This window comes from Mastigocoleus sp. MO_188.B34 (assembly GCF_030065675.1).
Taxonomy (GTDB): domain Bacteria; phylum Cyanobacteriota; class Cyanobacteriia; order Cyanobacteriales; family Nostocaceae; genus Mastigocoleus.
On sequence record NZ_JASJDK010000064.1, the window covers coordinates 18673 to 41887 of the forward strand.

Sequence of the window (23215 nt, forward strand, 5' to 3'; positions counted from 1 at the left end):
GAACACTATGTTGACACCTGTGCAGTTGTTTGAGAGATAAATCTGACTGATACGTCAATCACGAGTAAATCAAATCTTATTTTCCCCAATTATAAGGAGAATCTCCTCCCCTATTTATTGGGTTATTTTGTTCAGAACGTAATTTTGATTCGTCACTTCTAATCTAGATTCGAAAAAACTAACCAAAATCTATGCAGAGTTTTTCAACTTCCAATACGGTACCCACATCCATACCTACACCTACATCCACAAATGGAAAGAAAACTTACAATCGTGATGATTGGAAGGGAGGATATGAGTCTCTCAAACAAGAATTCGATTATTGGATTGATGAAATTGAAGGAGAAATTCCCTTAGAACTAACAGGAACATTATTTAGAAATGGACCTGGTTTACTCGACATAAATGGACAAACATTTCAGCATCCATTTGATGGTGATGGAATGATTAGCAGAATCAGTTTTTGTAACGGAAAAGCTCATTTTAGTAATCGCTTTGTCCGCACCAGCGCATATCTGGAAGAACAAGCAGCCGGACAAATTCTTTATCGCGGTGTTTTTGGGACCCAAAAACCTGGAGGTTGGTTAGCAAACGCTTTTGATTTCCGGCTAAAAAATATTGCTAACACCAACATTATTTACTGGGGCGGGAAGCTGTTAGCATTATGGGAAGCAGCAGATCCTCACAGACTCGATCCCCATACTTTAGATACCTTGGGTAAAGAACATTTCAATGGTGTTTTATCAGAAGGTGAAGCTTTTGCTGCTCATCCACGCTTCGATCCGAGCAGTTCTCGGGATGGTGGTGCACCCTGTATGGTTAATTTTTCCACTAAACCAGGACTATCAACCGCGATTACGATTTTTGAATTAGATAATAAGGCTCGAGTAGTCCGCCAACATACCCATAATGTTCCTGGATTTGCGTTTATTCATGATTTTGCCATAACTCCTAATTACTGCATATTTTTTCAAAATCCTGTTACCTTCAATCCTCTTCCCTTTACTTTGGGGATACGTGGTGCGGGGGAATGTGTCAAATTCCAAGCTGGTAAACCAACACGCGCAGTCATAATTTCACGCAATCCTCCCCAAACAGACAAGAAAAATAACGGAAATTATCGGGGACAAAAGACGATTGAAATAGAAGCAGGTTTTGTTTTTCATCACGCCAATGCTTACGAAGAAGGGGATGAAATTATCATTGACTCTATTTGCTATGAATCTCTTCCAGAGGTAGAACCCAACAGTGATTTCCGGGAAACAAATTTTGAAAGTCTTAAACCCGGTCAACTGTGGAGATTTCATCTCAATATCAAAGATAATACAAGCCAAAAAGAATTAATTGAAAGCTGTTGCTGCGAGTTTCCCACCATCCATCCCGATCGAGTCGGACGTAATAATCGATATGTGTATTTGGGGACAGTAGATCCTAATGTAACTGGTAATGCTCCCTTACAGGGATTTCTCAAACTCGATCGAGAAACTGGTGAGAAGCAATTTTGGAGTGCTGCACCCAAAGGTTTTGCTAGCGAACCCATCTTTGTACCCCGTAACCCAGGTTCTGATACAGGAGATGAAGATGATGGTTGGCTGTTAGGTGTAATTTATGATTCAGCCGAACATCGCTCTGATGTGGTGATTTTAGATGCTAAAGATTTACAGCGAGGACCAATTGCAAAATTGCACTTAAAGCACCATATACCCTATGGTTTACATGGTAATTTTACTTCCGAAGTGTTCATCTGAAATTACTTACCTCGTTAGGTGCATCGCTTCTAACCCATAATTTCTTTTAAGCTGCAAATCACTCGATCTTGTTGTTCTTCAGAAAGCTCTGGAAACATAGGTAAAGATAGAACTTGATTACAAATTTCTTCAGAAACTGGTAGTGACGAGGTTTGATAACCCAAGTTGCCATAAACTTCTTGTAAATGCAAAGGACGAGGATAATAAATCATTGTATTTACACCTCGTTCTTGTAATTTTTCCCTTACCAAGTCCCGTTTATTATCAAGTACTCGAATTGTGTATTGGTTCCATACCCCTTGTCCTCCTGGTAATTGTTGTGGAGTAATGATACCGGGGACCTGTGAAAGTTGCTGATGGTAACGATATGCTATTCTTTGTCTCTGTTTGTTCCAAATATCTAAATAACGCAGTTTAATTTGCAAAATAGCTGCTTGAATTGTATCTAAGCGACTATTAACACCTATATACTCATAGTGATATTTGGATTGTTGACCGTGGTCCTTAAGTATCCTTAGCTTTTTCGCAATTTCGCGATCGCTAGTAGTTATTGCACCTCCATCACCACAAGCACCAAGATTTTTGGTGGGATAAAAGCTAAAGCAACCTACTTGTCCGATACTTCCAACCTTTTGTTCACCCCAAGTTGCTCCTGTGGATTGAGCGCAGTCTTCAATTACAACTAAATTATGCTTAGTCGCCAAATCCATTAATCCAGTCATATCAACCGGTTGTCCAAATAAATGAACCGGGATAATAGCTTTTGTTTTGGGTGTAATTGCAGCTTCAACTTGCTGTAGGTCGAGGTTAAATGTAGCAGGATCTATATCAACGAAAACTGGTTTCGCTCCAGCACTACTGATGGTTTCAGATGTAGCAATAAAGGTAAAAGGAACTGTAATTACTTCGTCACCTGCACCAATGTCGAATGCACGTAAGGCTAGATAAAGGGCATCAGTACCAGAGTTACAAGCGACACATTCATAAACACCGTGATAAGCAGCAAACTGTTGCTCAAAGCCTTCAACGAGTGGACCCCCAATATAGCGACCAGAAGCTAAAACTTCCAGGACAGCTGCACTTATTTCTGCTTCCATAGCAGCATACTGTTGCTTAATGTCAAAAGCAGGGATAGGTTTTACAGTTTGAATCATAAATTTTTATGCGTGTTTGGAAAGATAGATACTAGTATTTACCAATATTTAATTTGGGCTAATTAATTTTGAGTAATTAATTTTGAGTAATTCATTTGGACTAATGGCATTTTTCATCATATAAGGATTGAAAAGCTGTCATCTTTAATACTATTTGCCTAAGCATTTTTATTTATTTTTGCATGGTATGTTATTGTAAACGCAATTGATATGATTGCTACTTTAAGCTGAAAATATTTGCCAATATTAGGCTATTAAGCTTTTTGAAAGCAAGAAATTTAAAAATTGGTCGAATAGATAGGTGGGATTTTTTGCATCATTACCCGTCACTATCTTTGGTTATTAGTGATTCGAGTCAAATAATGAATATTATTCAGCTTACTTTTGCGGACTTAGCTAGCGCGTTAGCATTAATGGGGATAGTTATAGCCCTATCCGCTTGGGAAAAATTAGGATTAGAACTAAAATTTGCGATCGCAACTGGTAGAACTCTTCTCCAGGTAGTGGTACTGGGATACATTTTGGATATTGTATTCACGTTGAATAATATGTGGGCTGTTTTGGCGATGTTAGCAGTAATGCTTTCAATTGCGGCAATTATCGCACGCAATCGTATCGAACAAAAAAATCCCTTTATGCTTCCTTTGGTATGGGTTTCAATGCTTTTTAGTAGCACTGTAACTATCACGTATATTAATTTACTTATAATTCAACCAAAGATATGGTTTGAACCCCAATATTTGATTCCTATTGCTGGAATGATTTTAGCCAGTGCAATGAATGCAGCAGCAATTGCAGGGGAAAGACTTGTAAAAACGATTAATTCTAGCCAGCAAGAAATTGAAACCCATTTGAGTTTGGGTGCATCTCCTCAACAAGCAATTCAACAATATCGTCAAGAAGCAATTCGTGCTGGGTTAATTCCTAGTATTAATCAGATGACAATTATTGCCATGATTGCAATACCAACATTCTTATCTGGACAATTACTTAGTGGAGTAAATCCCCGTGAGGCAGCATCTTATCAAATTTTAATCGTGTTTGCGATCGCTTTTACTAATTTACTGACCTCTTTGTTGGTAACTTGGGGAATTTGTCGTCAGTCTTTCAATTCAGCAGCACAGTTGGTTGTTAGGTAATGAGTAATGAGTAATGAGTAATGGGTAATGGGTAATGGGTAATGGGTAATGGGTAATGGGTAATTGTTTACTCCTTACTTCTTACTTCTTACTTCTTACTTCTTACTTCTTACTTTTTACTTTTTACTTCTTACTCCTGACTCCTGACTCCTTTAGTGAATTTTTGATTCTTGAATCACGTTACCTTGAGCATCGTAAACAATCAGTGAGGATTTAGCATTGATGCTGATTGCTTCTAAAGCTTGCTGTAATGTTTGCAGGTGATTGTTGACACTGGCGATCGGTTCAGAATCTCCTTGAAGACTAGCGTCAATTAAGCGTTGCTCTAATGCTTGTTCGTACTCCCTGGTAACCCTAACCACAATTTGTTTGTTATTAAAGGTGTATTCGCAAACTATAACTTCACCAGAACAAGTTCTTTCTAAGTCGTTACGAGTTTTGTCCTGCTCGTTATAAATTTTTAATCTTCGTTGTGCTTGAGTAAGAGCTGAGCTTAAAGGTTCTACTAAAGACTGTGCTTTTTGTGAATAAGATGTATTGCTTGCAATGTTTTGTGCGGTATTTAAAGCCTCTTTCCATTGCATAACAGCCAATTCTAATTGATTACTCCGTTCGTAACTTTCAGCCTGATTTGTAGCGCTGAGAATTTGTTCGTAGGATTTTGCTGCAGCTAACTCTTGGTTGGTACGTTGACGAGCTACAACGAGTTTGGGTTGATATTTTGCTAGCTTCTGTTGCGCTTGAAAATATGCAACACTAGTTTTAGGTATTGGTTTTAAGGCATTAACAACAATTTGCCAAGTAGATTGAGCTTTTTGTAAATCTTTTAAAGAACTCGCTTGTGTTTGTCGCGCACTTGCTACTTTGGCTACAGATGAAGCATCTTTAATTTTCTTTAACCATCTCTGCTCACTGAATAATAGCTCATTTACAGCTTTTAAGTTTTGACGATATACGGTTAGTTTTGGTCGCACAACATTATATAGCTCACTCTTGAGGCTAATGGTTTCCAATGGAGCGATCGCATCACGCCACAATTGCTGTCTGTTCTGGAGTTCTGATAAATTACTAATTGTACCCCGGCTTGCTTGGGTTGCTTGTCTACCTGTTTGAAATGCTTGCAATACTTGTTCAATTTGTTCTGATTTTTGAGATAAGTTAATAATTAATTCATTGGCTTTGTTGTGATGAGGGGAGATTCTGGGAATTTTTTTTAGCGAATTAATTGCAAGATTAAGTTTTTTATGTCGAACCACTAAATCAGAATCGGAAGCAGCACCTCTTACTAATAATGGCGATTTTTGGGTCAACATTTCTGCAGTATCAATTTGAGAACATTTTGATACAACACAAGGACTACTAAATAAATAGCCCGCAGTTCCAAATATTCCGACGATTCCCAGAATTCCACAAATTAAAGTTATTTTACGATGTAATTTAGTCTTTGAAGATGGAGGAGATGTTAATATTTCTACTTCGACTTCATTTTCACTAGTGTCTCTCAAAGTAGGTTCCGGGTCTTCAATTGATTCAGAAGATGATGGAGCGATCAATGGGAAAGATAAAGCCGCAGTAGAGAAACTACTAGGAATCGGTTCTTCGTTATCTTCTCCGGAATTCTTTTGACTTAAAGTTGCAGGTTCTTTCATTTCGAGTTTTAAAGAACATTTTGCATAGGGAAGTTTTGCACCCACAACCCTGATGAATAATTCTAGATACTGTTGAGACAAATTCAACTCTGATTCTAAAGCTTCTTCTAACACTGTAAAAATTGCTTTAGTATCAACCCTAACTCCTGAGGGATGTTCGATTAAAACCATTGTTTGCTTTTTTTTAAAAGCACACCTCACCAGGAAAAATTCTCCAGAGGGAATTTCTGCGCGTAAATATTCTTGCAAAAGCTGAGCTAGTAATTGCAAATCTTGTTGGGAGGTCGATCCTAGACAGCGATGTTGCTGATTTTTTTCTTCTTCGACCTGAGAGTATGAACTTTCTGTATTGGTTGAATGCAGATACACGGTTGAACCCACCACAGCCATAAAACACAAACGACCAATTTTCTAACACAATTTATACAGTTTGTAAGTTATTTTTCACTATAAACTCAGTATTTAAATCTATGAGAATGAACTGCATAAATTTTATACACAAAACAAAAAATCCTTCTGAGAATACACTTGAGAATAATTTGAGTTCAAAGTCATGCTTTATGAGGGATCTGCGAGCAAAGTATTAAATCCAATTAATAAGGGTTTTTAGAAAAAATATGGAAGTGTAACAAAAAATTGCAATTACTATATAAGGATTACCAAAGTCGAATTTTTCATAACACACAGCTTTTAATTGATCTTCATTTTCTAAATCACAATCATTTTAGATAAATGCTTGCGATCAAGCTTATAAAATATAAAATTTTCTCTTCGTTAAGATACTTTAACCTTAACGGTATCTTAGGGTTTTATATTTGGAATATGGATTAAATAAAGTACGAAAGTAGGGTGCCGTTAGCATCGCGTAACGAACGATTTCAGATTTTAGAATTAGAGGTTATTAAATTCTCATTCCTTAGACTAAATACAAATCTTTATTTGTGAATTATGATTTGAATCTATAGCTTTAAATCCAAAACAACAAATCAAGTTTTCTTAAATTAATGCCAAAAATTAACTTAAATACATTGAGTAAATGATTTTAATTCGAAAAAATCATGATTTTTCGATATTTATAATTTTGTACATATATACTTTAATATCTAAAACTCAATTTAAATTTTATCTTTTATGATTCATTTATGTTGTATGATAAAAATTCAATTTATGAAAATATAATATTTCATTTTTAGAGCAAAGCTGGAGATAAAACTGTAGCGAAACTACCGATGTAAAAATTATATATTAGTAATAATACAAAGATAGCTGACTATAAAAATTAATTTACTATTACTACTACATTAGATAGAATTAATGAGTAGAAGTCTTATTTTTATAGCCAAAATCAAGCTAGATTCTGCAATTAAAGGTACAACATTTCTATTATTACCGATAGCTGCAGAATAGCTTTGTCAACGGCAAATTAGGGTGTATATCAATGGATTTGTTGGAATTCCAAGTTAAAGAATGGTTTAGGACGATCGGCATACCTGTATTGCCTTCTCAACGAATAGATCATCCTACAGATTTAAAAAGATTGAAAATTCGCTATCCCATAGTTTTAAAGTCTCAAGTTCACGGAAATAAACGTACTAAAGCCGGTGGGGTCAGATTCGTAGAGACAACTATTGATGCAATCGCAGCAGCACACAATATTTTTAATTTACCAATCTTGGGCGAACTACCGGATGTTTTACTTGCGGAAGCGAAATTCGAGGTCCATAAAGAGTTTTATTTGGCTGTTGTTCTGGATACTGCTTTGTGCAGACCAGTACTTTTGGGGTGTAACGAACCCGATATAGATTGGGAACGCTCAGAGAATAAGATGCAACATGTGGTAGTGGAGCAAGATTTTTCGCCGTTTTATGCCCGAAGATTAGCCTTAAAAATGGGTTTACGGGGAAAAATTATGCAATCTGTAAGTGCAATCCTGGAAAAGATGTACCGATTATTTACAGAAAAAGATTTAGATCTGGTAGAAATTAACCCATTAGCGGTGAGTAATTCATCTGAGGTTATGGCGCTAAATGGTAATGTTCGGGTAAATGATCGCGCTATTGCTCGCCACCCAGAAATTGTTACCATGGCAGCAAAAATGACTAAACGTTCTTACTCAAGTCAAGTAAGTACTAACTTTAACACTTGGAATGGTCTTTATTTCAAAGGGAACGTCGGAATTATTGGTAATGGTGTGGGTTCTTTAATGACAACCTTAGATTCTGTTACAAATGCTGGAGGTAAACCTGGAACTTGTTTAAATTTACGCCATTCCCCTTCCATTGAAAATTCAAGTACTGCTTTTAGTGATCGCCTTCAAAATGCTCTACATATGATGGCTAGCGATCGTAACACCCAAGCAATTTTAATTAATTTTCTGGGGTGTATACCTACATCAGGAGGAGTAAGTCACGCGATTGAAAAATTTATTCAAAATTTTGAAAATCAAATGAAACCACAAATCATCCGTTTCAATGGGAATAAACATCTTCCTTATCAGGATTTACCACATTTAGTTGTCCGTCTAGCTGGTTCTGAGTATAAGACAGATAGAAAATATTTAACTCAGCTAGAAACTCCTGATAATTTAGCTTTGACAGTAGTAGAAAATTTAGATGAAGCAGTGGATCGAACTGTTGGATTAACTAGTTCTGTAAGTTTATAAAGTTGTATGAATAACACCTAACATATCCGTAGCTACTTAATAATTGTAATTCAGGCAAGATCTAACTAACCGAGAATTAACTAACCGAGAATTAACTAATCGAGAATTAGCTTTTGCTCTGTAGTATTTAATTAAGCCAATCTTTATTTAGTAAAAGCAATTTGGTGTGAGGTAGAAGCCAAGATACTTTTTTAGAAATGCAATATTTCTCAAGATGTAATAGTGTTTTCTTAAATTTTTCTTTGATTTTTAGTTAATATCAATTTCTAATCCGTTATCTTAAATCCAAGAAAAAGCAAACATTATTGATACTAGTTTGCTACTTTATATTCATGCTTGCTGATTTTATCTTCGCCTTCGGCTCGAAGTCAGAAATAGGAAGTCAGAAGTCAGAATTTTTTTAAGTAACAAATTAATTGGTTGACTTTCTATTTCTAGACGAAGAAATTGGGTTTAAGACCCCCGCTAAAAACTTTAGCGGTATAAGCGTTACTGGCGGTTTCAATCCCCCAGTAAACTGACAATTCTGACTTCTGACTTCTGACTTCTTGAATTTCTTTCCCAATGGCTGGGGTAGTGGGTAGCCCAATTTATTCGAACTCTTATGAATTTAACGCCAAACAGTAAAGTTTTAATCCAGGGTTTTAGTGAATTTATATGTGCATCTCATATTGCTCAAATGAAAGCACATGGTACAAATTTATTAGCAGGGGTGAATCCTGGATATGGGGGACAAGAAATATACGATCTGCCAATGTTTGATTTAGTGGAAGAGGTTGTAGATGAATTTGGAGTAATTGATACTACGATTATCTGCGTACACTCTTACCAAGTGCTAGATGCTGCATTGGAGGCGATCGCTTCAGGTATCCGCCAAATTATCATTATCTCACCTGGGGTTCCACCTCTGGATATGGTGAAGTTAATACGTAAAGCCGAGGCAAATGAAACCTTAATTGTAGGTCCTAATAGTCCGGGGATCATTGTACCAGGGAAAATTCTTTTAGGAACTCAACCAGCAGAATTTTATACCCCAGGCGTGGTTGGAATTATCAGTCGCAGTACGACTTTAACCTATGAAGTTGCGCGGGAATTAACAACAGCAGGTGTTGGACAATCAATCAGTGTGAGTATTGGTAGTGATGCAGTGGTTGGTTCATCTTTCAATCAATGGCTACAGATTCTTGATGAAGATGATTCCACTGAAGCTATTGTATTAGTCGGTCAACCTGGTGGAGGTAGTGAAGAAGCTGCAGCGCAATATATTAAAGAAGCTATTGATAAACCTGTAGTTGCTTACATTGCAGGAACTCAAGTTCCACCAGCAAAACATTGGCGTCAAACAGGAACTCTAGCAGCTGTGATAGGACGGGATCCCGACTTTGGTACTGCTAAAAATAAACTAGCTGCTTTATCTAAAGCAGAGGTTCCGGTTGCAGAACGTCCTTCTCAGATACCCGAATTAGTTAAAAAAATTTTAACTAACAAGTAATTTCGTTTCCTGACTTAGATTGAATTGACAACGGTAAATCCACAGTTGACAAACAAAAAATAATAAGTAAATCCATTTTCACTTCAGCTTCGTATAAACCATGAAATGAAATTTTTGCTGGAGGGAGATTGTATGAGAGCTAAATATTTGGCTACACTTGTTACCGTTTCTATGCTGAGTTTGGGATTTATTGGAGCTTGTGCGAACCCATGTGCTGGTAAAACTACCGGTGGTCCTGAAAAAACGCAAGAGGGTGTGAATCCTTGCGCAGCTAAAGATGTCGTGAATCCTTGTGCTGCTAAAGATAGTGCTAATCCTTGTGCTGCGAAGGATGACACAAAAAACTAGCATTACTGATAGATTTCTTCATATTGCTTGGATCGACTATTCTGACAGATGGAATTAATCAAAGGGAAAGAGAAATAATTTCTCTCTCCCATTTAATTTTTTCTTAAATTTATTTGCAAGCAAAATTACACAATTATAGGTTAAAGCTCCTCTTGCACTATACTTATGACAAAAAGTCAAACAACTTATTTAATGCAGATATAAAAACAATTACCAATTACTATAGCGGTTTTCATTTGAATCAAATACATTTTCTAATTCCCAAATGTAGAGACGTAAAATTTTACGTCTCTACGAGGTGTACTACACTCAACCGAAAACCGCTATGATTATCAATTACCAATAAATTTGCATATTTTTGTTGAGGACTTAAGTTGACAGGCGAAAATGAAGTTACGCTCTATTTTCTTGCTCAGAAAATATACTCTTATGGGCAAAATAAGTTAATAGATTTTGAATTTTTGAATTTTTGAATTGATCGCATGACTTCTATTTCCAATTCCTTCCAATCCTTAAGAGCTTCCAAATCTTGTGCTTTAATTCCTTTTATTACTGCGGGGGATCCCGATTTAGAAACCACAGAGAAAGCTTTGCAAGTTTTAGACCGTAATGGTGCTGACTTTATTGAGTTGGGTGTTCCCTACTCCGACCCATTAGCAGATGGTCCAGTAATTCAAGCTGCTGCAACTCGGGCTTTAGAAAAAGGTACGAAGTTAGAGCAAGTGTTAGAAATGATTGCACGGGTTAGCCCTGAGTTACAAGCACCAATAATTTTATTTACTTATTACAATCCAATTTTGAACCGGGGGGTGAAGGAATTTTTAGCCCAGGTTGCTAAAGTTGGAGTACGAGGATTGGTAATACCGGATTTACCTTTAGAAGAAGCAGAGGACTTGATTCAAAATGCTACAAATTTTGGGATTGAGGTAACTTTGTTAGTCGCTCCTACTAGCTCTAAAGAAAGAATAGAAGCGATTACCCGTCAATCCCAAGGTTTTATTTATTTGGTTAGTGTGACTGGAGTTACAGGAATGCGATCGCAAATGGAAAGTCGAGTAGAAGATTTGCTTGCGAGCATGCGAGATATAACTGAGAAACCTATCGGTGTTGGTTTTGGAATTTCTGGTCCAGAACAAGCGCGTCAGGTCAAAGATTGGGGAGCAGATGCGGTAATTGTTGGTAGTGCTTTTGTGAAAAAACTCGCAAATGAAAACTCAGGAGAAGGATTACAAGCTGTTGGAGAACTCTGTCAGCAGTTGAAAGCAGCAATTAGTTCTAACGAAGTTGTGGGAACAGTTTCAGGGTCATAAGAAAATCACAACTTATTTTTATTCTCTGTGTCTATGTCAATTCAATATATAGATACAGAGTATAAATGTTTCATACTGCTACCATAACAGGTCAGAAATAATTTAATTTGAAATGTAATTTTATATACTTGTTATTTGGTCTTTAGAATTTTGTCAAATTAGTATTCCTGTATTTTATAGAAAAATTACCCTAAAAAAATAGTAGTAAATTTTTGTTACAAAAACAAAAGAATTTGGATAAAACTCTTTGTAAAATCAGATATTTTGTAGAGAAATAAAATTCTCATAAATATATCAACGACCTATGAACGAGCAACAGCTTCAAGAGCTAGCTCTACAAGCACAACAGCAGTCGTTAGGTACAACAACTAGACGAATAGCTTTATCAAAATTAATTGATGCTATTTACCGCTCACAAAAACTTGTACGTCCATATAAAGATCAATTCCAAGGAGTTTATGAATATATTTACCAAGAAGCAGTACAAGACTTATTTTTATATATTTGCACAAATATTGACAAATATAACCCCGAACGTGGCAAATTTATAACTTGGATTAATATGTTATTAAGTCGCCGTTTTTTTAATGAGGCTATTCCAAAGGTAATCGGTAATACTAATGAAATTAACTTAGAAAAATCCATTTTAGAAAATCTTGGAACTGAAAATCTTGGAACTGAAAATCTTGAAACTGAAAATCTTGAAACTGAAAATCTTGGAACTGAAAATCTTAGAAATGAAAATCTTGCAAATTTGGAATTTTATATAGGAGAAAGTACAAATAATTATATCTCTGACTATCAAAAAATTAGAAGATATATAGAAATAGATCCTAAAGGAATTTTTAGAGCAGCACATATCAAAAAATATCCTCAAGTAAATTTCCGAGAGATAGCCATTAAAAGATGGTCGGGTATACCTTGGAAAGATATTTCAGATGAATTTAGTATTCCGATCCCAACCTTAAGTAATTTTTATCAACGAAACTTAGAGAAATTTCGCAGTGAATTTAGAGATTTATGTGGGTCCTAGGACTTAATTGAGGGTCAAATTAATGAGTGATATAGCAACTTTATTTACATTTAGCGGTCCAATATCTACTGTTGCTCGAATACAAGCAGAAAGATGGTCTAAACAACAAATTACCCCGGAAAAATGCCAGCAGGTTTTACTTAATACATTATCCGTATACTTTGTTGATTTTTATCTTAGATGTATGGGTTTTGCAACTGACTTAGAAGCAAGTGATAGTTGTAACCCTGTACAGCAAACCCTAATGGATACAGCCGATTTGTTAATCAATAATTTAGGGAAGTTAGAATGTCTTCCAGTCCAAAAAGGTGAAGATTTTGTTTATATTCCACCGGAAGTCCAATCAAATCGCATTGCTTATGTAGCTGTGGAAATAGATAAATATTTTCAATCAGCAAAATTGTTGGGGTTTGTTAAAGAAATATCAATTGATAATCTACCTCTTAATCAATTAAAGCCTTTAGAAGAATTACTAGAATATCTCGAATTTTTAGAATCTACAGAATTAGAAAAAACTATATCACCTGAACAAAAGCAGGTCAATTTGACAAGATGGTTTGAGAATATTTTTAATGAAGATTGGCAGGCAATTGAAAGTGTTTTTTTTGCTCAACCAGCTTGGCAATTTAGAAGTGCTGAAGATAATTTAAGTGAGAGTTTAAGTAACTCTGTTGAACGAGCTAAAATAATTGACTTTGGTATCCAGACAAACAAAGAATCAGTAGGAATAATTGTTAATGTCAGTCGCGATCAAAATAATTCTAATGATTTAAATATCGTTGTCAGCTTACACCCAGGAAATGGGAAAGAATATTTACCACCTTTGCTTCATGTCATGATTTTAGATGAAGAAGGGAATGCTGTAATGGAAGCTAAAGCCAAAAACGATAACAAAAAAATTGAATTGGAATTTAGCGCATCTCGTGGAGATTTCTTCAGTGTCAAGATAGTTTTAGGAGATTTCAGCGCGATCGATAATTTTACTATCTAAACCGTCAATCATCCGCATTCACAAACTAGTTCAGGTGATACTAAGTGCATAAGTTGGAAATACAGTCACCTATGAAAAAATAATATTATAAATCTTATAAGTACCACCAATGACAAAATTGGTTGTCCTAAAACTAGATGGCAATTTTCAAATGGGCTTACAAGTGACGTTCTCACTTGCTTCAGAAGGTTGTAGTGCCCATATAGAAGTTACCGGTAATTTACCATTAGACCCAGAACTATTGACAAAAATTGACCATTGGCGCTCAGATTATCGTAGTTTGGGAAAATCTACTCGCGCACTAAAAGCAATAAAAGTTGCTTACGATGGTTCTATTACCGAGAAGCGTGAAAGTTGCCAAAAATCAACAGGTGAGTTACAAAAACAACTGAATAACTGGATGCGTTCGGAGTCGTTTCGTCCCATACGCGAGACTTGGTTGAAGGAATTAAAAGAACATGAGCCAGCAAGGGTACTCATTCGTACATCTTCTCAAGAATTAAGACAAATACCGTGGCATTTGTGGGATTTAGTGGAAGAGTATCCTAATGCTGAACCAGCTTTAAGTGCAGCAGATTATCAAAAACCCATAACAGCAAAAACATCTACTTACAGAGATAAAGTTAAAATTCTAGCTATTTTAGGTAACAGTACCGGTATTGATATTGAAGCAGATCGAAAATTACTCAATAGTTTACCAGATGCTGAAGTTACCTTCTTAGTAGAACCACAACGTTACCAAATCAATGATTCCTTGTGGGAAGGACCTTGGGATATCTTATTTTTTGCAGGTCATAGTCAGACAGCAGAGGATAGTGGTCGAATATACATTAATGAAAATAAAGAAAGTTTAACGACTGATGATCTCAAATATGGTTTAAAAAAGTCTATCGCCAAAGGCTTAGCTTTAGCAATTTTCAATTCCTGTGATGGTTTGGGATTAGCCTCTGACTTAGAAGCGCTAAATATTCCCCAAATGATTGTGATGCGAGAACAAGTACCAGATAAAGTCGCCCAGGTATTTTTAAAGCATTTTCTCGCGGCTTTTGCTGGCGATCGCAAGCCTTTGTATCAAGCGGTGAAAGAAGCAAGATTGAAATTACATGGTTTGGAAAATGACTATCCCTGTGCTTCTCTATTACCAGTAATTTGTCAAAATTCCTCCTCTGTTCCACCAACTTGGTTAGATTTAGGTCGCCGTCCAACTAAGATTAGCCCCTATCGCGGTTTATTCGCTTTTCGAGAAGAAGATGCAGAGTTCTTTTTTGGACGAGAAGATTTTACTAACACGTTAGTAAAGGCTGTATGTCATCAACCTTTAGTTGCTGTTATTGGTTCTAGTGGTAGTGGTAAATCTAGTGTGGTGTTCGCTGGCTTGGTAAAACATTTACGAGATACAAATAACTGGCATATTGTTGACTTTAGACCAGGTTCTAGACCCCTGTTTTCCCTCGCTGCTGCATTGGTATCCCAAGAAGAAAGTCATCTCAACCGTACCGAGCGCCTACGTTCAACCAGAAATCTTGCCAATGACTTGAAACAATATGAAAATGGGTTACTCGATGTAGTAGATGATATCCTCAGAGAATATTCCAGCAAACGTTTCTTATTAATTGTCGATCAGTTTGAAGAACTTTACACCCTATGCAAAGATTCACAAGAACGCAAAGCTTTTCTAGATAGACTATTAGAAGCAATTAATAGTTGTCATAATTTCACTTTTGTCATCACTCTAAGAGCAGATTTTTTGGGACAGGCTTTATCTTACCGTCCTTTTGCCGATGCTTTGCAGTATGCAGACTTAAAACTTGCTCCAATGACAGAAAGAGAACTACAAACATCAGTAGAACAACCTGCGGAATTACTGGGAGTAAGAATTGAGCAGGGATTAACTGAACGTATTCTTTCTGCGGTCAGCGCTGAACCAGGAGATTTACCCTTATTAGAATTTGCCCTGACTCAACTGTGGGAAAAACAGCAAGATGCCCAATTGACCCACGCTGCTTACGAGCGAATTGGAGGAGTAGAAGCAGCATTGGCTTGTTATGCGCAAGAAACATATAATCAACTCAACTGCGAGCAAAAAGAAAAGGTAAGGCGAATTTTTATCCAACTCGTATATCCAGGACAGGGAACAGAAGATACCCGTCGTGTAGCTACGCGCACTGAAGTTGGTAAAGAAAACTGGGATTTGGTAAGCCACTTAGCTGATGCTCGCTTAGTAGTTACGGGATATGATGAAAAAACTGGCTTGGAAACTGTAGAAATTGTCCATGAAGCTCTAATTCGCAATTGGGGACAACTACAGGAGTGGATGCAACAAGACCGGGAGTTTCGTCATTGGCAAGAGCAGTTACGAGCAGCCATGCGTAGTTGGGAGAGTAGCGGTGAAGATGAGGGTGGCTTATTGCGAGGAAAGCCTTTGACAGATGCATTATATTGGCAAAGCAAACGCTTTATAGAGTTGAGTTCCTTTGAGAGCAGTTTTATTGGATTGAGTGTGGAACTGCGATCGCGTGAGAGTGAAAAGCAAAAGCGCAGACAACAATTTACTATCTTAGGACTTTCTGGTGGCTTAGTTTTAGCTTTAATATTAGCTGGAATTGCTGGATGGCAATGGCAGAATTCATTAAAGAGTGAGATTAAAGCTCTTAGTGCATCTTCAGAAGCGTTTTTAAGCTCAAACCAACAATTGCAGGGACTTACAGCAGCAATCAGAGCGGGGCAAGAATGGAAACAATTGAAAAAGTTACCTTGGGTAAAAACAGATACTCAAAAGATAGTTGTCAAGGCGCTAAAAAATGTACTTTATAAGATTAAAGAGTACAACCGTTTATCAGGGCATAAGGCTCCAGTTGAAGCAGTTGCAATCAGCCCTCAAGGTAATATAATTGCTACAGCAAGCCAGGATAAGACCGTCAAACTTTGGAAACTAGACGGCACACTATTGAAAACCTTGATCGGACATGATGCTCAGGTTTACACAGTTGCTTTTAGTCCTGTGAGCAGTTCCGTCTCCAATGTATCACAGCTAGATAGCACAGCTATGATGACCCCCCAGGAGTTAGATCAAATCATTGCATCGGGTGGTGAGGATAAAACTATTAAACTCTGGAAACCAGATGGTACATTGTTGAAAACACTTAAAGGTCATACTGATGCTATTAAGAGAGTTACTATCAGTCCTAACGGCGAGATGATTGCATCAGCAAGTTGGGACGGAACAGTTAAACTCTGGAAACTTGATGGCACACTCGTAAAAACGATAACACTAGATGGAAATTTACCTCAACAGACAACGGTAGATTTTAGCCCTGATAGCAAAATGATTGCCTCCGGAGGTTGGGAAGGAACAGTTAAACTCTGGACACTTGATGGTGCCTTACTAAGAAGTCTTAAAGTTGACAAGCAAGGCAATGAGGTTTACGCAGCTGTTTTTAGTTCTGACGGTAGTAAAATTGCTACAGCTTCTGACGACAAAAAAGTAAAACTCTGGAAAGTTAGCAATGGTCAACTTTTGAAAACACTGGTAGGTCATAATGCTGCTGTCAGAGGAGTTGCTTTTAGCACTGACAATAAGATCATTACCTCAGTCAGTGATGACACAACTGTGAAACTCTGGAAAGTTAGCGATGGTCAATTGTTGAACACACTAGCAGGTCATGATGGCGAAGTTCACGGAGTTACTTTGGGTCCCAAAAGTGAAATCATTGCCTCAGCGAGTGAAGATAAAACGGTTAAACTTTGGAAAATAAGCGGTACATCACTAAAAATTCTCTCTGGATATAGCAGTTCAGTTTATGGAGTTTCTATCAGCCCGGACGGCGAACTGGTGGCTACAGTAGATGGGAACAAAAATGTCAAGCTCTGGAATAGAGAAGGAGATTTATTGAAAATACTTAAAGGTCATAGCGATCGCATTTTTGCAGTTGCTTTTAGCCCTGAGGGTCATATAATTGCTTCCGCAGGTGGAGAAGGTACAGTGAAACTATGGAAGCGAGATGGTACATGGCTTCAAGACTTGAATGAAGATGATAAACATGATGCATTTCGCACAGTTGCTTTTAGCCCAGATGGCAAAATGATTGCCGCAGCAGGTGATGATACAACTATTAAGCTGTGGAAGCTTGATGGGACGCTGAAGAAAATTATCTCAAAGAATACTTTCCAAGGTCATAGTAATAGGATATGGGATTTAGCTTTCAGTCATGATAACAAGCTGATTGCTTCAGCCAGTAGGGATGGTACAGTTAAACTCTGGAACCAAAATGGCAAGTTGTTAAATACTATACATGGTCACAATGGTGAAGTTTATGGAATTGCAATTAGCCCTGACAGCAAAACAATTGCTTCGGCTAGTGAGGACGGAATAGTTAGACTCTGGAATATAGATGGTACTTTGCAAAGAAATATACTAGTAGCTCAAGAAGGTGGTGAAGTAAAAAGAGTTGCTTTTAACCCCCAAGGTAATATGATTGCCACAGCAAGTGACGATGGGAAAGTCAAACTTTGGAAACTAAATGGTACGTGGCAAAAAACCCTGGATTTGCACAAAGATGAGGTTTCAAGTCTAAGTTTTAGCGGCGATGGTAAGATGCTGGCTTCGGCAAGTAAGGACAAGAGTGTGATTCTTTGGAATATTGAGCAAGATTTAAATCTAGATAAGCTACTAAAGATAGGTTGTGATTGGGCTGGTGATTATTTGAAGACAAATTCTCAGGTTAGTCAAAGCGATCGCTATCTGTGTAGCTGAATTAATCTATTTGTGCTTATTCTTATATCTTACCAATTAAAAAGTTCTTGGTCTTCCCTAGCATTAATTTTTTTGTAATTTGATTTTTTGGAGGTTATTTATGTCTTGTACATGCGGAACATCATACATTATTAAGTCAGGAGATACCCTCTTTCTTATTGCCGAAAGAGAGTTAGGTGATGGTAATCGTTGGCAGGAAATTACGAAACCAAATTGCACACCATTTACAGAAGAAGAGGCTAGGAAATTGTACCCAGGTGATGAAATCTGCCTTCCTAGTAAAGGTTCAATTATTAAATTCGCAGGGGTACGTTCATCCCCTTATTTTTACTATCCCGGTCCCCCCGAACCGTTCCCTCCATCAGAATATTGGGCTAAAGCAATGCAAACCATGGCAGGATATTTCCCTAGTTCCACCCCAGTGGGAGTATGGCTGGTTGGTGAGTTCAATGACACTAAGAACACCAATAGTGGAATGAATATGGGTTTTCCCAATCCAGGCGGTAACTACGATCCGCGAATCCGCTTTTCAGATATAGATAAGCACGAAAGTTATCTAAGTTATTTTGACCGTCAAGGGGTTAAGGTCTTCCTGCAAGTAGAATCCGGCTATGCCGATATGAAAGATTTGATTGACGTGACCTTAAGACAGTATGGACATCATCCAAGCGTGATCGGTTTTGGCATCGATGTAGAGTGGTATAAGCGCACAAGTGTAGCTCTAGAAGAAGCAGATAAAATTCCACCCGTTACAGACGAACTAGCGCAAGTATGGGAAGAGGCAGTGAAATCTTACAACCCTAGCTATCGACTATGTCTCAAGCACTATCACAGACCTTCCTGGGACGATTTCAAACTGCCAAAGAATTACCGAGGTGAGATTATTTTTATTAATAGTGCTCAGGGATTCTCTAGTTATCAAGCATTCTTAAATTGGATGACAGAATTTGCTGATTACTTTAGCACCAACCCAGTAATGTTCCAGATTGGGTATGATGACGTGAAAAATGATGAGACAGGCAAAACCGATAAATTCTGGTGGGAGCAGCTAACTCAACCGTTCCCCCAAACTATAGGTCTGGGCTTGGCTGAAAAATGCAGTAATCCAGAGGTGGGAGTAATTTGGGTAGATTTTACTCTCAAAGACATTGTTCCCTAAATTTGGTAACACTGGTGAAAGTCAAATAATTTTGTCTTCATCAGTTCCCACATACTGGACAAACCCCCTATCTTACTAGTACTGGTAAGATGGGGTAACTTAAAGCTCTATAGAGTCAATAGTTTTAAATATTACAATAGTTACTGAAATTATTTATTGAGGAATACAAAGCTTCCATCCCACTTCAATTTGTGTGGGATCGCTAATCAAATCTTTATTAGCTTTGTAAATTCTCCTCCACGATTGTTCGCTACCGTCTCCGTAAAATTTTTCGGCTATCTTTGATAGATAGTCATCAGGTTGTACCACATAAACTTGAGAATCAGGTGGACATTTTCCCGTAGTAGATAAGAGTTCTTCAATGGTGACAAAACTCAAACCTCGTTGTTTGAGTTGAGGAATAGCAATATCAAGTGCTTTGATTGTATGTTCTCCCTTTGGTTGATTTTCTTCTCCAGGTAGATCGTGACATAGAATAATTGATCCCTTTTTAGCATATAGCAAAGTGGTGACAATGGATTCTACTCCAGGACTTCTCCAATCATTCGTATCAATCGACCAGTGGATATGAGTAAGTCCAAGAGTTGCAGCCAAATTAGTTACTCGTTGGGGACGATCAGGAGCATTACCCTTGTCAGTATCCCAATTCGGAGGTTCACCAAGCGGAGGACGAAAATATTGGGGGGTATATCCGGTTACTTGTTTAATTATTTCATTAGTATTGCGCAGCTTATTAAGAACTGTATTATCATCCAAGGTCCGAAGACTTTGATTACCATCAGAATGATTGGCAATTATATGACCTTCGTTATAGGTTTGCTTGACAATCTGCGGAAGCTCTTTAACACGTGGAGCAATACAAAAGAAAGTGGCTTTAACATTATGCTTGCGGAGTACATCAAGTAGCTTTGATGTTATGTCATGTGGACCGTCATCAAAGGTAAGAGCTATGGAAGCATATGTTTGGTCACCCGAGTAAATTGGTTTTGGCATGATAGTTTTTTCCTAAATACTAATAATAGTAATCTTGAAGATTTATCAAGTAAATTAACTAGATTTCGATATCAGAAGAAATTGTTAATTATTTTTATATATTTATAGAACAAAATTTTAGATTTTTAATAATAGTTGAAAGCAATTTATTATACTTATGAATAGGAAGTATTGTGACGATATCCATTTATATAATTCATCTTCGGACAAAATTTTCTATTTCAGACGCATCTTCGTAATATTTTCGCCGCACAATTAGCAATAATAGGCTTCATCTCTAATGCGATCGCAGAAGATGTTTTTTATATCATTACGTCATGAAAAAAATCTCAATCGTAGTAATTGTATTTCATATAAATTCTGGGATAACACTATATTATAATTCGCTTATAGAATTTTATTAACTAATATTAAAATTCTCTCATGCTTCAGATAAAATATTTGATTTTAGCTGAGTAACTTCTAGAGCAAATTATTGTTCTTAGTAGTTATATAATTAGAAAATCAAATGAATAAAATTTTATTGTTTGAAGCCAAAAATGAAACTAAATATCTCTTGATTAAATCTTTAGAAACGGCAGGATTTGAAATTATTGATATAGAAAATGGTCTGATCAGTGTTCAGCTAGCACAAGATAAATTATCTGTTACAGCAGAAAGTCAAAACTCAAATATTCAGAAGTCGATATTCCCATCAATTCCGCGATTAAGTGAGGTATTTGAGTTTATTGAATTAAATTATCATAAAAATATTAGACTAAAAGAAGTAGCTCAAGAAGTTGGTTATTCTTCTGCTTACTTAACTGACTTAGTGCGAAAACTTACCGGTAAAACAGTCAATAATTGGATTATCGAACGCCGGATAGCAGAAGCAAGATACCTACTTTTAGAAACTGAGGATTCCATTGAAAATATAGCTTTCAAGGTCGGATATAACAATATTAATCATTTTTATTGTCAATTTCGTAATTATCACCAAACTACACCTCAAAACTGGAGAGAAAAACAACGAATTCATGCATTATCATTATGATAATACCTTAAGATTAATGCCTCAAAATTTTACTTATCTATTAGACCCGTCCAAAATATTAATATAGATATACAAAAATGGTAGAAAGGAAAATTGGTAATCTACCATTTTCATAAAAAATATCAATTGTCTTCGATTATATTCAAAAATATCCTCAAAGAACAAAACAACTTTTAGGCATCAGTTATGTAGAATATGGAAAGTGGGATGAACTTATGAGCATTGTCGATGGGAACAAAATCAAAATCGACGTTGAATCGGATGGCTATAATTCCGAAGAACAACGCCAGAGAAAGGCAATCCGTATTTATACAGATAAAAAATATAATGGAGGTCTATTCATTATTGATTTAGACCATATACCTGAAGGGTCGTAGAGGTAAAGTAATAGGTTTTAGCTGTATAGCAGCTAAATTGAATGTAACAACATTACTTTTATTTTTAATTTTGAGGTCTCATTATTAAATGAGACCTCCTTGATTTAACAATTTATGTAACAACTCTTATAGCTGTTCTACTTATTCAAATAATCTATGAGTTATATATTCTCCAGCCGAATGCCAAACTAGTTCAGTTAAATTATAATCTGGACTATGAGGAGGTAAAAATTCCAAGATAAAATTTGGCATTTCCGTTTCAATTTTATCTAAAAAATCTTTTCTTTTATGGAAACTAGCATTGTCTAGGCTAATAACTATTTTTATTTATATATAAGTTCTAATGATAAATACCTAAAAATAATTAATTTTATTTTTAAAATACCTAAAAATATTTAATTAAATATTAAATTAGAAAATCATAGCATTGATATTAATAAGTAACCAAGTGTATCGCACACAATCAATTACTTGCACAAAATTAAAGATGCAACTTTTATTTTATTTTTGCATACCTAGTAATGTAATTACGAACAAAATCGCATCTTAAAGTATAATTTCTCAATCAAACATGAAGGAAAAAGTGATGGTTAAAATCCAAAAAAATAGCTTTAGTGTACTTAATTTAATGCTCCTTTTTATAGTGCTTGCAAGTTTTAATCCTTTTGGTAGTCAAGCTCTAGCTGGGGGCTTTGCAAATACCTGTAAACGTGTCAGGGTATCAGGTTCTTGGTTGAGTGCAAGGTGCAAAACTCGCAGAGCTAATTACAAAAACACTGGAATTAATCTAAATAATTTTGTCACAAATCGTAATGGATATCTACGATTTTCAAATCGGGGAGGAAATTTTTCTGCTTCGTGCAAAAACATAAGAATTGCAGGAAAGAGTACGCTGAGAGCAGATTGTAGAACATTCCAGAGAGATTACAGAAATACCTCATTGAATTTAAATGGAAGAATAACCAATAGAAATGGAACTTTAGACTTTGACTAACATCAAATTACTGCTAATTTTTTATAATTTGGACAAAAATAGTCCTATTTAATTTGTGAACAGATAACTCCTGTAGAGATGTTGCATGCAACATCTCTACAATATTGATTTTGATAAATTATTTAGGATTTCTATAGCAATAGTTTTAATTTCCCAAATATTGATTGTGACTTTTGTGTATTTAAGAAATTACCAAAACCTTGCTCTCAAACTTTTACTAAGTTTTATTAAATCTTCACCATCTTTCATAGAAATAAGGCTGTGTTTAAGTAATTAAACATTAAAATGTTCCTCTGAAGTGAAGAAATAATGGGGTTATACCAATTCTTTATGAGCCTGCATAAAATTCTCAAAGCCAAAATTATTGTTTTGCAACAGTT

15 protein-coding genes and 1 pseudogene are annotated in these 23215 nt (G+C 36.3%); 12 read left to right on the top strand and 4 right to left on the bottom strand.

Annotated elements, in window-relative coordinates; translation table 11 throughout:
* The first annotated feature begins 191 nt into the window (after positions 1 to 191).
* Positions 192 to 1748: a carotenoid oxygenase family protein gene (locus QNJ50_RS15980; protein WP_300636920.1), complete on the top strand. Its 1557-nt coding sequence runs from the start codon at positions 192 to 194 to the stop codon at positions 1746 to 1748.
* A 29-nt stretch (positions 1749 to 1777) separates the two neighbouring features.
* Here the strand turns inward: QNJ50_RS15980 and QNJ50_RS15985 are convergent, their stop codons facing one another.
* The gene (locus QNJ50_RS15985) at positions 1778 to 2902 is read right to left on the bottom strand and encodes a DegT/DnrJ/EryC1/StrS family aminotransferase (RefSeq protein WP_300636922.1); all 1125 of its coding nucleotides are present in this window, start codon (positions 2900 to 2902) and stop codon (positions 1778 to 1780) included.
* Positions 2903 to 3261: 359 nt separating this feature from the next.
* On the opposite strand from QNJ50_RS15985, the gene fetB reads away from it, so the two are divergent.
* Positions 3262 to 4041 (top strand): iron export ABC transporter permease subunit FetB, encoded by a 780-nt coding sequence (gene fetB / locus QNJ50_RS15990; protein WP_300636950.1) that lies wholly within the window; start codon positions 3262 to 3264, stop codon positions 4039 to 4041.
* 152 nt (positions 4042 to 4193) lie between these two features.
* On the opposite strand, the gene QNJ50_RS15995 is transcribed toward fetB, so the two are convergent.
* Positions 4194 to 6059 (bottom strand): hypothetical protein, encoded by a 1866-nt coding sequence (locus QNJ50_RS15995; RefSeq protein WP_300636924.1) that lies wholly within the window; start codon positions 6057 to 6059, stop codon positions 4194 to 4196.
* 1069 nt (positions 6060 to 7128) lie between these two features.
* On the opposite strand from QNJ50_RS15995, the gene QNJ50_RS16000 reads away from it, so the two are divergent.
* From QNJ50_RS16000 to QNJ50_RS16035, 8 genes are all read left to right on the top strand, one after another.
* Positions 7129 to 8352: a succinate--CoA ligase subunit beta gene (locus tag QNJ50_RS16000; RefSeq protein ID WP_300636926.1), complete on the top strand. Its 1224-nt coding sequence runs from the start codon at positions 7129 to 7131 to the stop codon at positions 8350 to 8352.
* 604 nt (positions 8353 to 8956) lie between these two features.
* On the top strand, positions 8957 to 9844 hold the full coding sequence (locus QNJ50_RS16005; RefSeq protein ID WP_300636928.1) for a CoA-binding protein: 888 nt from the start codon (positions 8957 to 8959) through the stop codon (positions 9842 to 9844).
* 132 nt (positions 9845 to 9976) lie between these two features.
* Positions 9977 to 10192 carry a hypothetical protein gene (locus tag QNJ50_RS16010; RefSeq protein ID WP_300636930.1) on the top strand — a complete coding sequence of 72 codons (216 nt, stop codon included), beginning with the start codon at positions 9977 to 9979 and terminating at the stop codon, positions 10190 to 10192.
* 482 nt (positions 10193 to 10674) lie between these two features.
* Positions 10675 to 11502, top strand: coding sequence for a tryptophan synthase subunit alpha (trpA, locus tag QNJ50_RS16015; protein ID WP_300636932.1), 828 nt, complete (start codon positions 10675 to 10677; stop codon positions 11500 to 11502).
* A gap of 304 nt (positions 11503 to 11806) precedes the next feature.
* Positions 11807 to 12535, top strand: a complete 729-nt coding sequence (locus QNJ50_RS16020) for a sigma-70 family RNA polymerase sigma factor (RefSeq protein ID WP_300636934.1) — start codon at positions 11807 to 11809, stop codon at positions 12533 to 12535.
* Positions 12536 to 12557: 22 nt separating this feature from the next.
* Positions 12558 to 13526, top strand: a complete 969-nt coding sequence (locus QNJ50_RS16025; protein ID WP_300636936.1) for a DUF1822 family protein — start codon at positions 12558 to 12560, stop codon at positions 13524 to 13526.
* A 109-nt stretch (positions 13527 to 13635) separates the two neighbouring features.
* Positions 13636 to 18279 (top strand): CHAT domain-containing protein, encoded by a 4644-nt coding sequence (locus tag QNJ50_RS16030; protein WP_300636938.1) that lies wholly within the window; start codon positions 13636 to 13638, stop codon positions 18277 to 18279.
* A 100-nt stretch (positions 18280 to 18379) separates the two neighbouring features.
* Positions 18380 to 19438: a LysM peptidoglycan-binding domain-containing protein gene (locus tag QNJ50_RS16035; protein WP_300636940.1), complete on the top strand. Its 1059-nt coding sequence runs from the start codon at positions 18380 to 18382 to the stop codon at positions 19436 to 19438.
* A 153-nt stretch (positions 19439 to 19591) separates the two neighbouring features.
* Here the strand turns inward: QNJ50_RS16035 and QNJ50_RS16040 are convergent, their stop codons facing one another.
* Positions 19592 to 20431: a polysaccharide deacetylase family protein gene (locus QNJ50_RS16040; protein WP_300636942.1), complete on the bottom strand. Its 840-nt coding sequence runs from the start codon at positions 20429 to 20431 to the stop codon at positions 19592 to 19594.
* Between the two features lie 508 nt (positions 20432 to 20939).
* Between QNJ50_RS16040 and QNJ50_RS16045 the strand changes: the two genes are divergently transcribed.
* On the top strand, positions 20940 to 21464 hold the full coding sequence (locus QNJ50_RS16045; protein ID WP_300636944.1) for an AraC family transcriptional regulator: 525 nt from the start codon (positions 20940 to 20942) through the stop codon (positions 21462 to 21464).
* A 461-nt stretch (positions 21465 to 21925) separates the two neighbouring features.
* On the opposite strand, the pseudogene QNJ50_RS16050 reads toward QNJ50_RS16045, so the two are convergent.
* Positions 21926 to 22165, bottom strand: a pseudogene (locus QNJ50_RS16050) (transposase); the annotation flags it as partial.
* A 247-nt stretch (positions 22166 to 22412) separates the two neighbouring features.
* Between QNJ50_RS16050 and QNJ50_RS16055 the strand changes: the two are divergent.
* Positions 22413 to 22835 carry a CVNH domain-containing protein gene (locus QNJ50_RS16055; protein WP_300636946.1) on the top strand — a complete coding sequence of 141 codons (423 nt, stop codon included), beginning with the start codon at positions 22413 to 22415 and terminating at the stop codon, positions 22833 to 22835.
* Positions 22836 to 23215: the final 380 nt, after the last annotated feature.

What these genes read in the sequence shown, in the direction of transcription:
- QNJ50_RS16035 (WP_300636940.1), top strand. Translation starts at nt 18,380, where the DNA reads ATGTCTTGTACATGCGGAACATCATACATTATTAAGTCAGGAGATACC.
- QNJ50_RS16025 (WP_300636936.1), top strand. Translation starts at nt 12,558, where the DNA reads ATGAGTGATATAGCAACTTTATTTACATTTAGCGGTCCAATATCTACT.
- trpA (WP_300636932.1), top strand. Translation starts at nt 10,675, where the DNA reads ATGACTTCTATTTCCAATTCCTTCCAATCCTTAAGAGCTTCCAAATCT.
- QNJ50_RS15980 (WP_300636920.1), top strand. Translation starts at nt 192, where the DNA reads ATGCAGAGTTTTTCAACTTCCAATACGGTACCCACATCCATACCTACA.
- QNJ50_RS15985 (WP_300636922.1), bottom strand. Translation starts at nt 2,902, where the DNA reads ATGATTCAAACTGTAAAACCTATCCCTGCTTTTGACATTAAGCAACAG.
- QNJ50_RS16030 (WP_300636938.1), top strand. Translation starts at nt 13,636, where the DNA reads ATGACAAAATTGGTTGTCCTAAAACTAGATGGCAATTTTCAAATGGGC.
- QNJ50_RS16055 (WP_300636946.1), top strand. Translation starts at nt 22,413, where the DNA reads ATGAAGGAAAAAGTGATGGTTAAAATCCAAAAAAATAGCTTTAGTGTA.
- QNJ50_RS16005 (WP_300636928.1), top strand. Translation starts at nt 8,957, where the DNA reads ATGAATTTAACGCCAAACAGTAAAGTTTTAATCCAGGGTTTTAGTGAA.
- QNJ50_RS16010 (WP_300636930.1), top strand. Translation starts at nt 9,977, where the DNA reads ATGAGAGCTAAATATTTGGCTACACTTGTTACCGTTTCTATGCTGAGT.
- QNJ50_RS16000 (WP_300636926.1), top strand. Translation starts at nt 7,129, where the DNA reads ATGGATTTGTTGGAATTCCAAGTTAAAGAATGGTTTAGGACGATCGGC.
- QNJ50_RS16040 (WP_300636942.1), bottom strand. Translation starts at nt 20,431, where the DNA reads ATGCCAAAACCAATTTACTCGGGTGACCAAACATATGCTTCCATAGCT.
- QNJ50_RS16045 (WP_300636944.1), top strand. Translation starts at nt 20,940, where the DNA reads ATGAATAAAATTTTATTGTTTGAAGCCAAAAATGAAACTAAATATCTC.
- QNJ50_RS16020 (WP_300636934.1), top strand. Translation starts at nt 11,807, where the DNA reads ATGAACGAGCAACAGCTTCAAGAGCTAGCTCTACAAGCACAACAGCAG.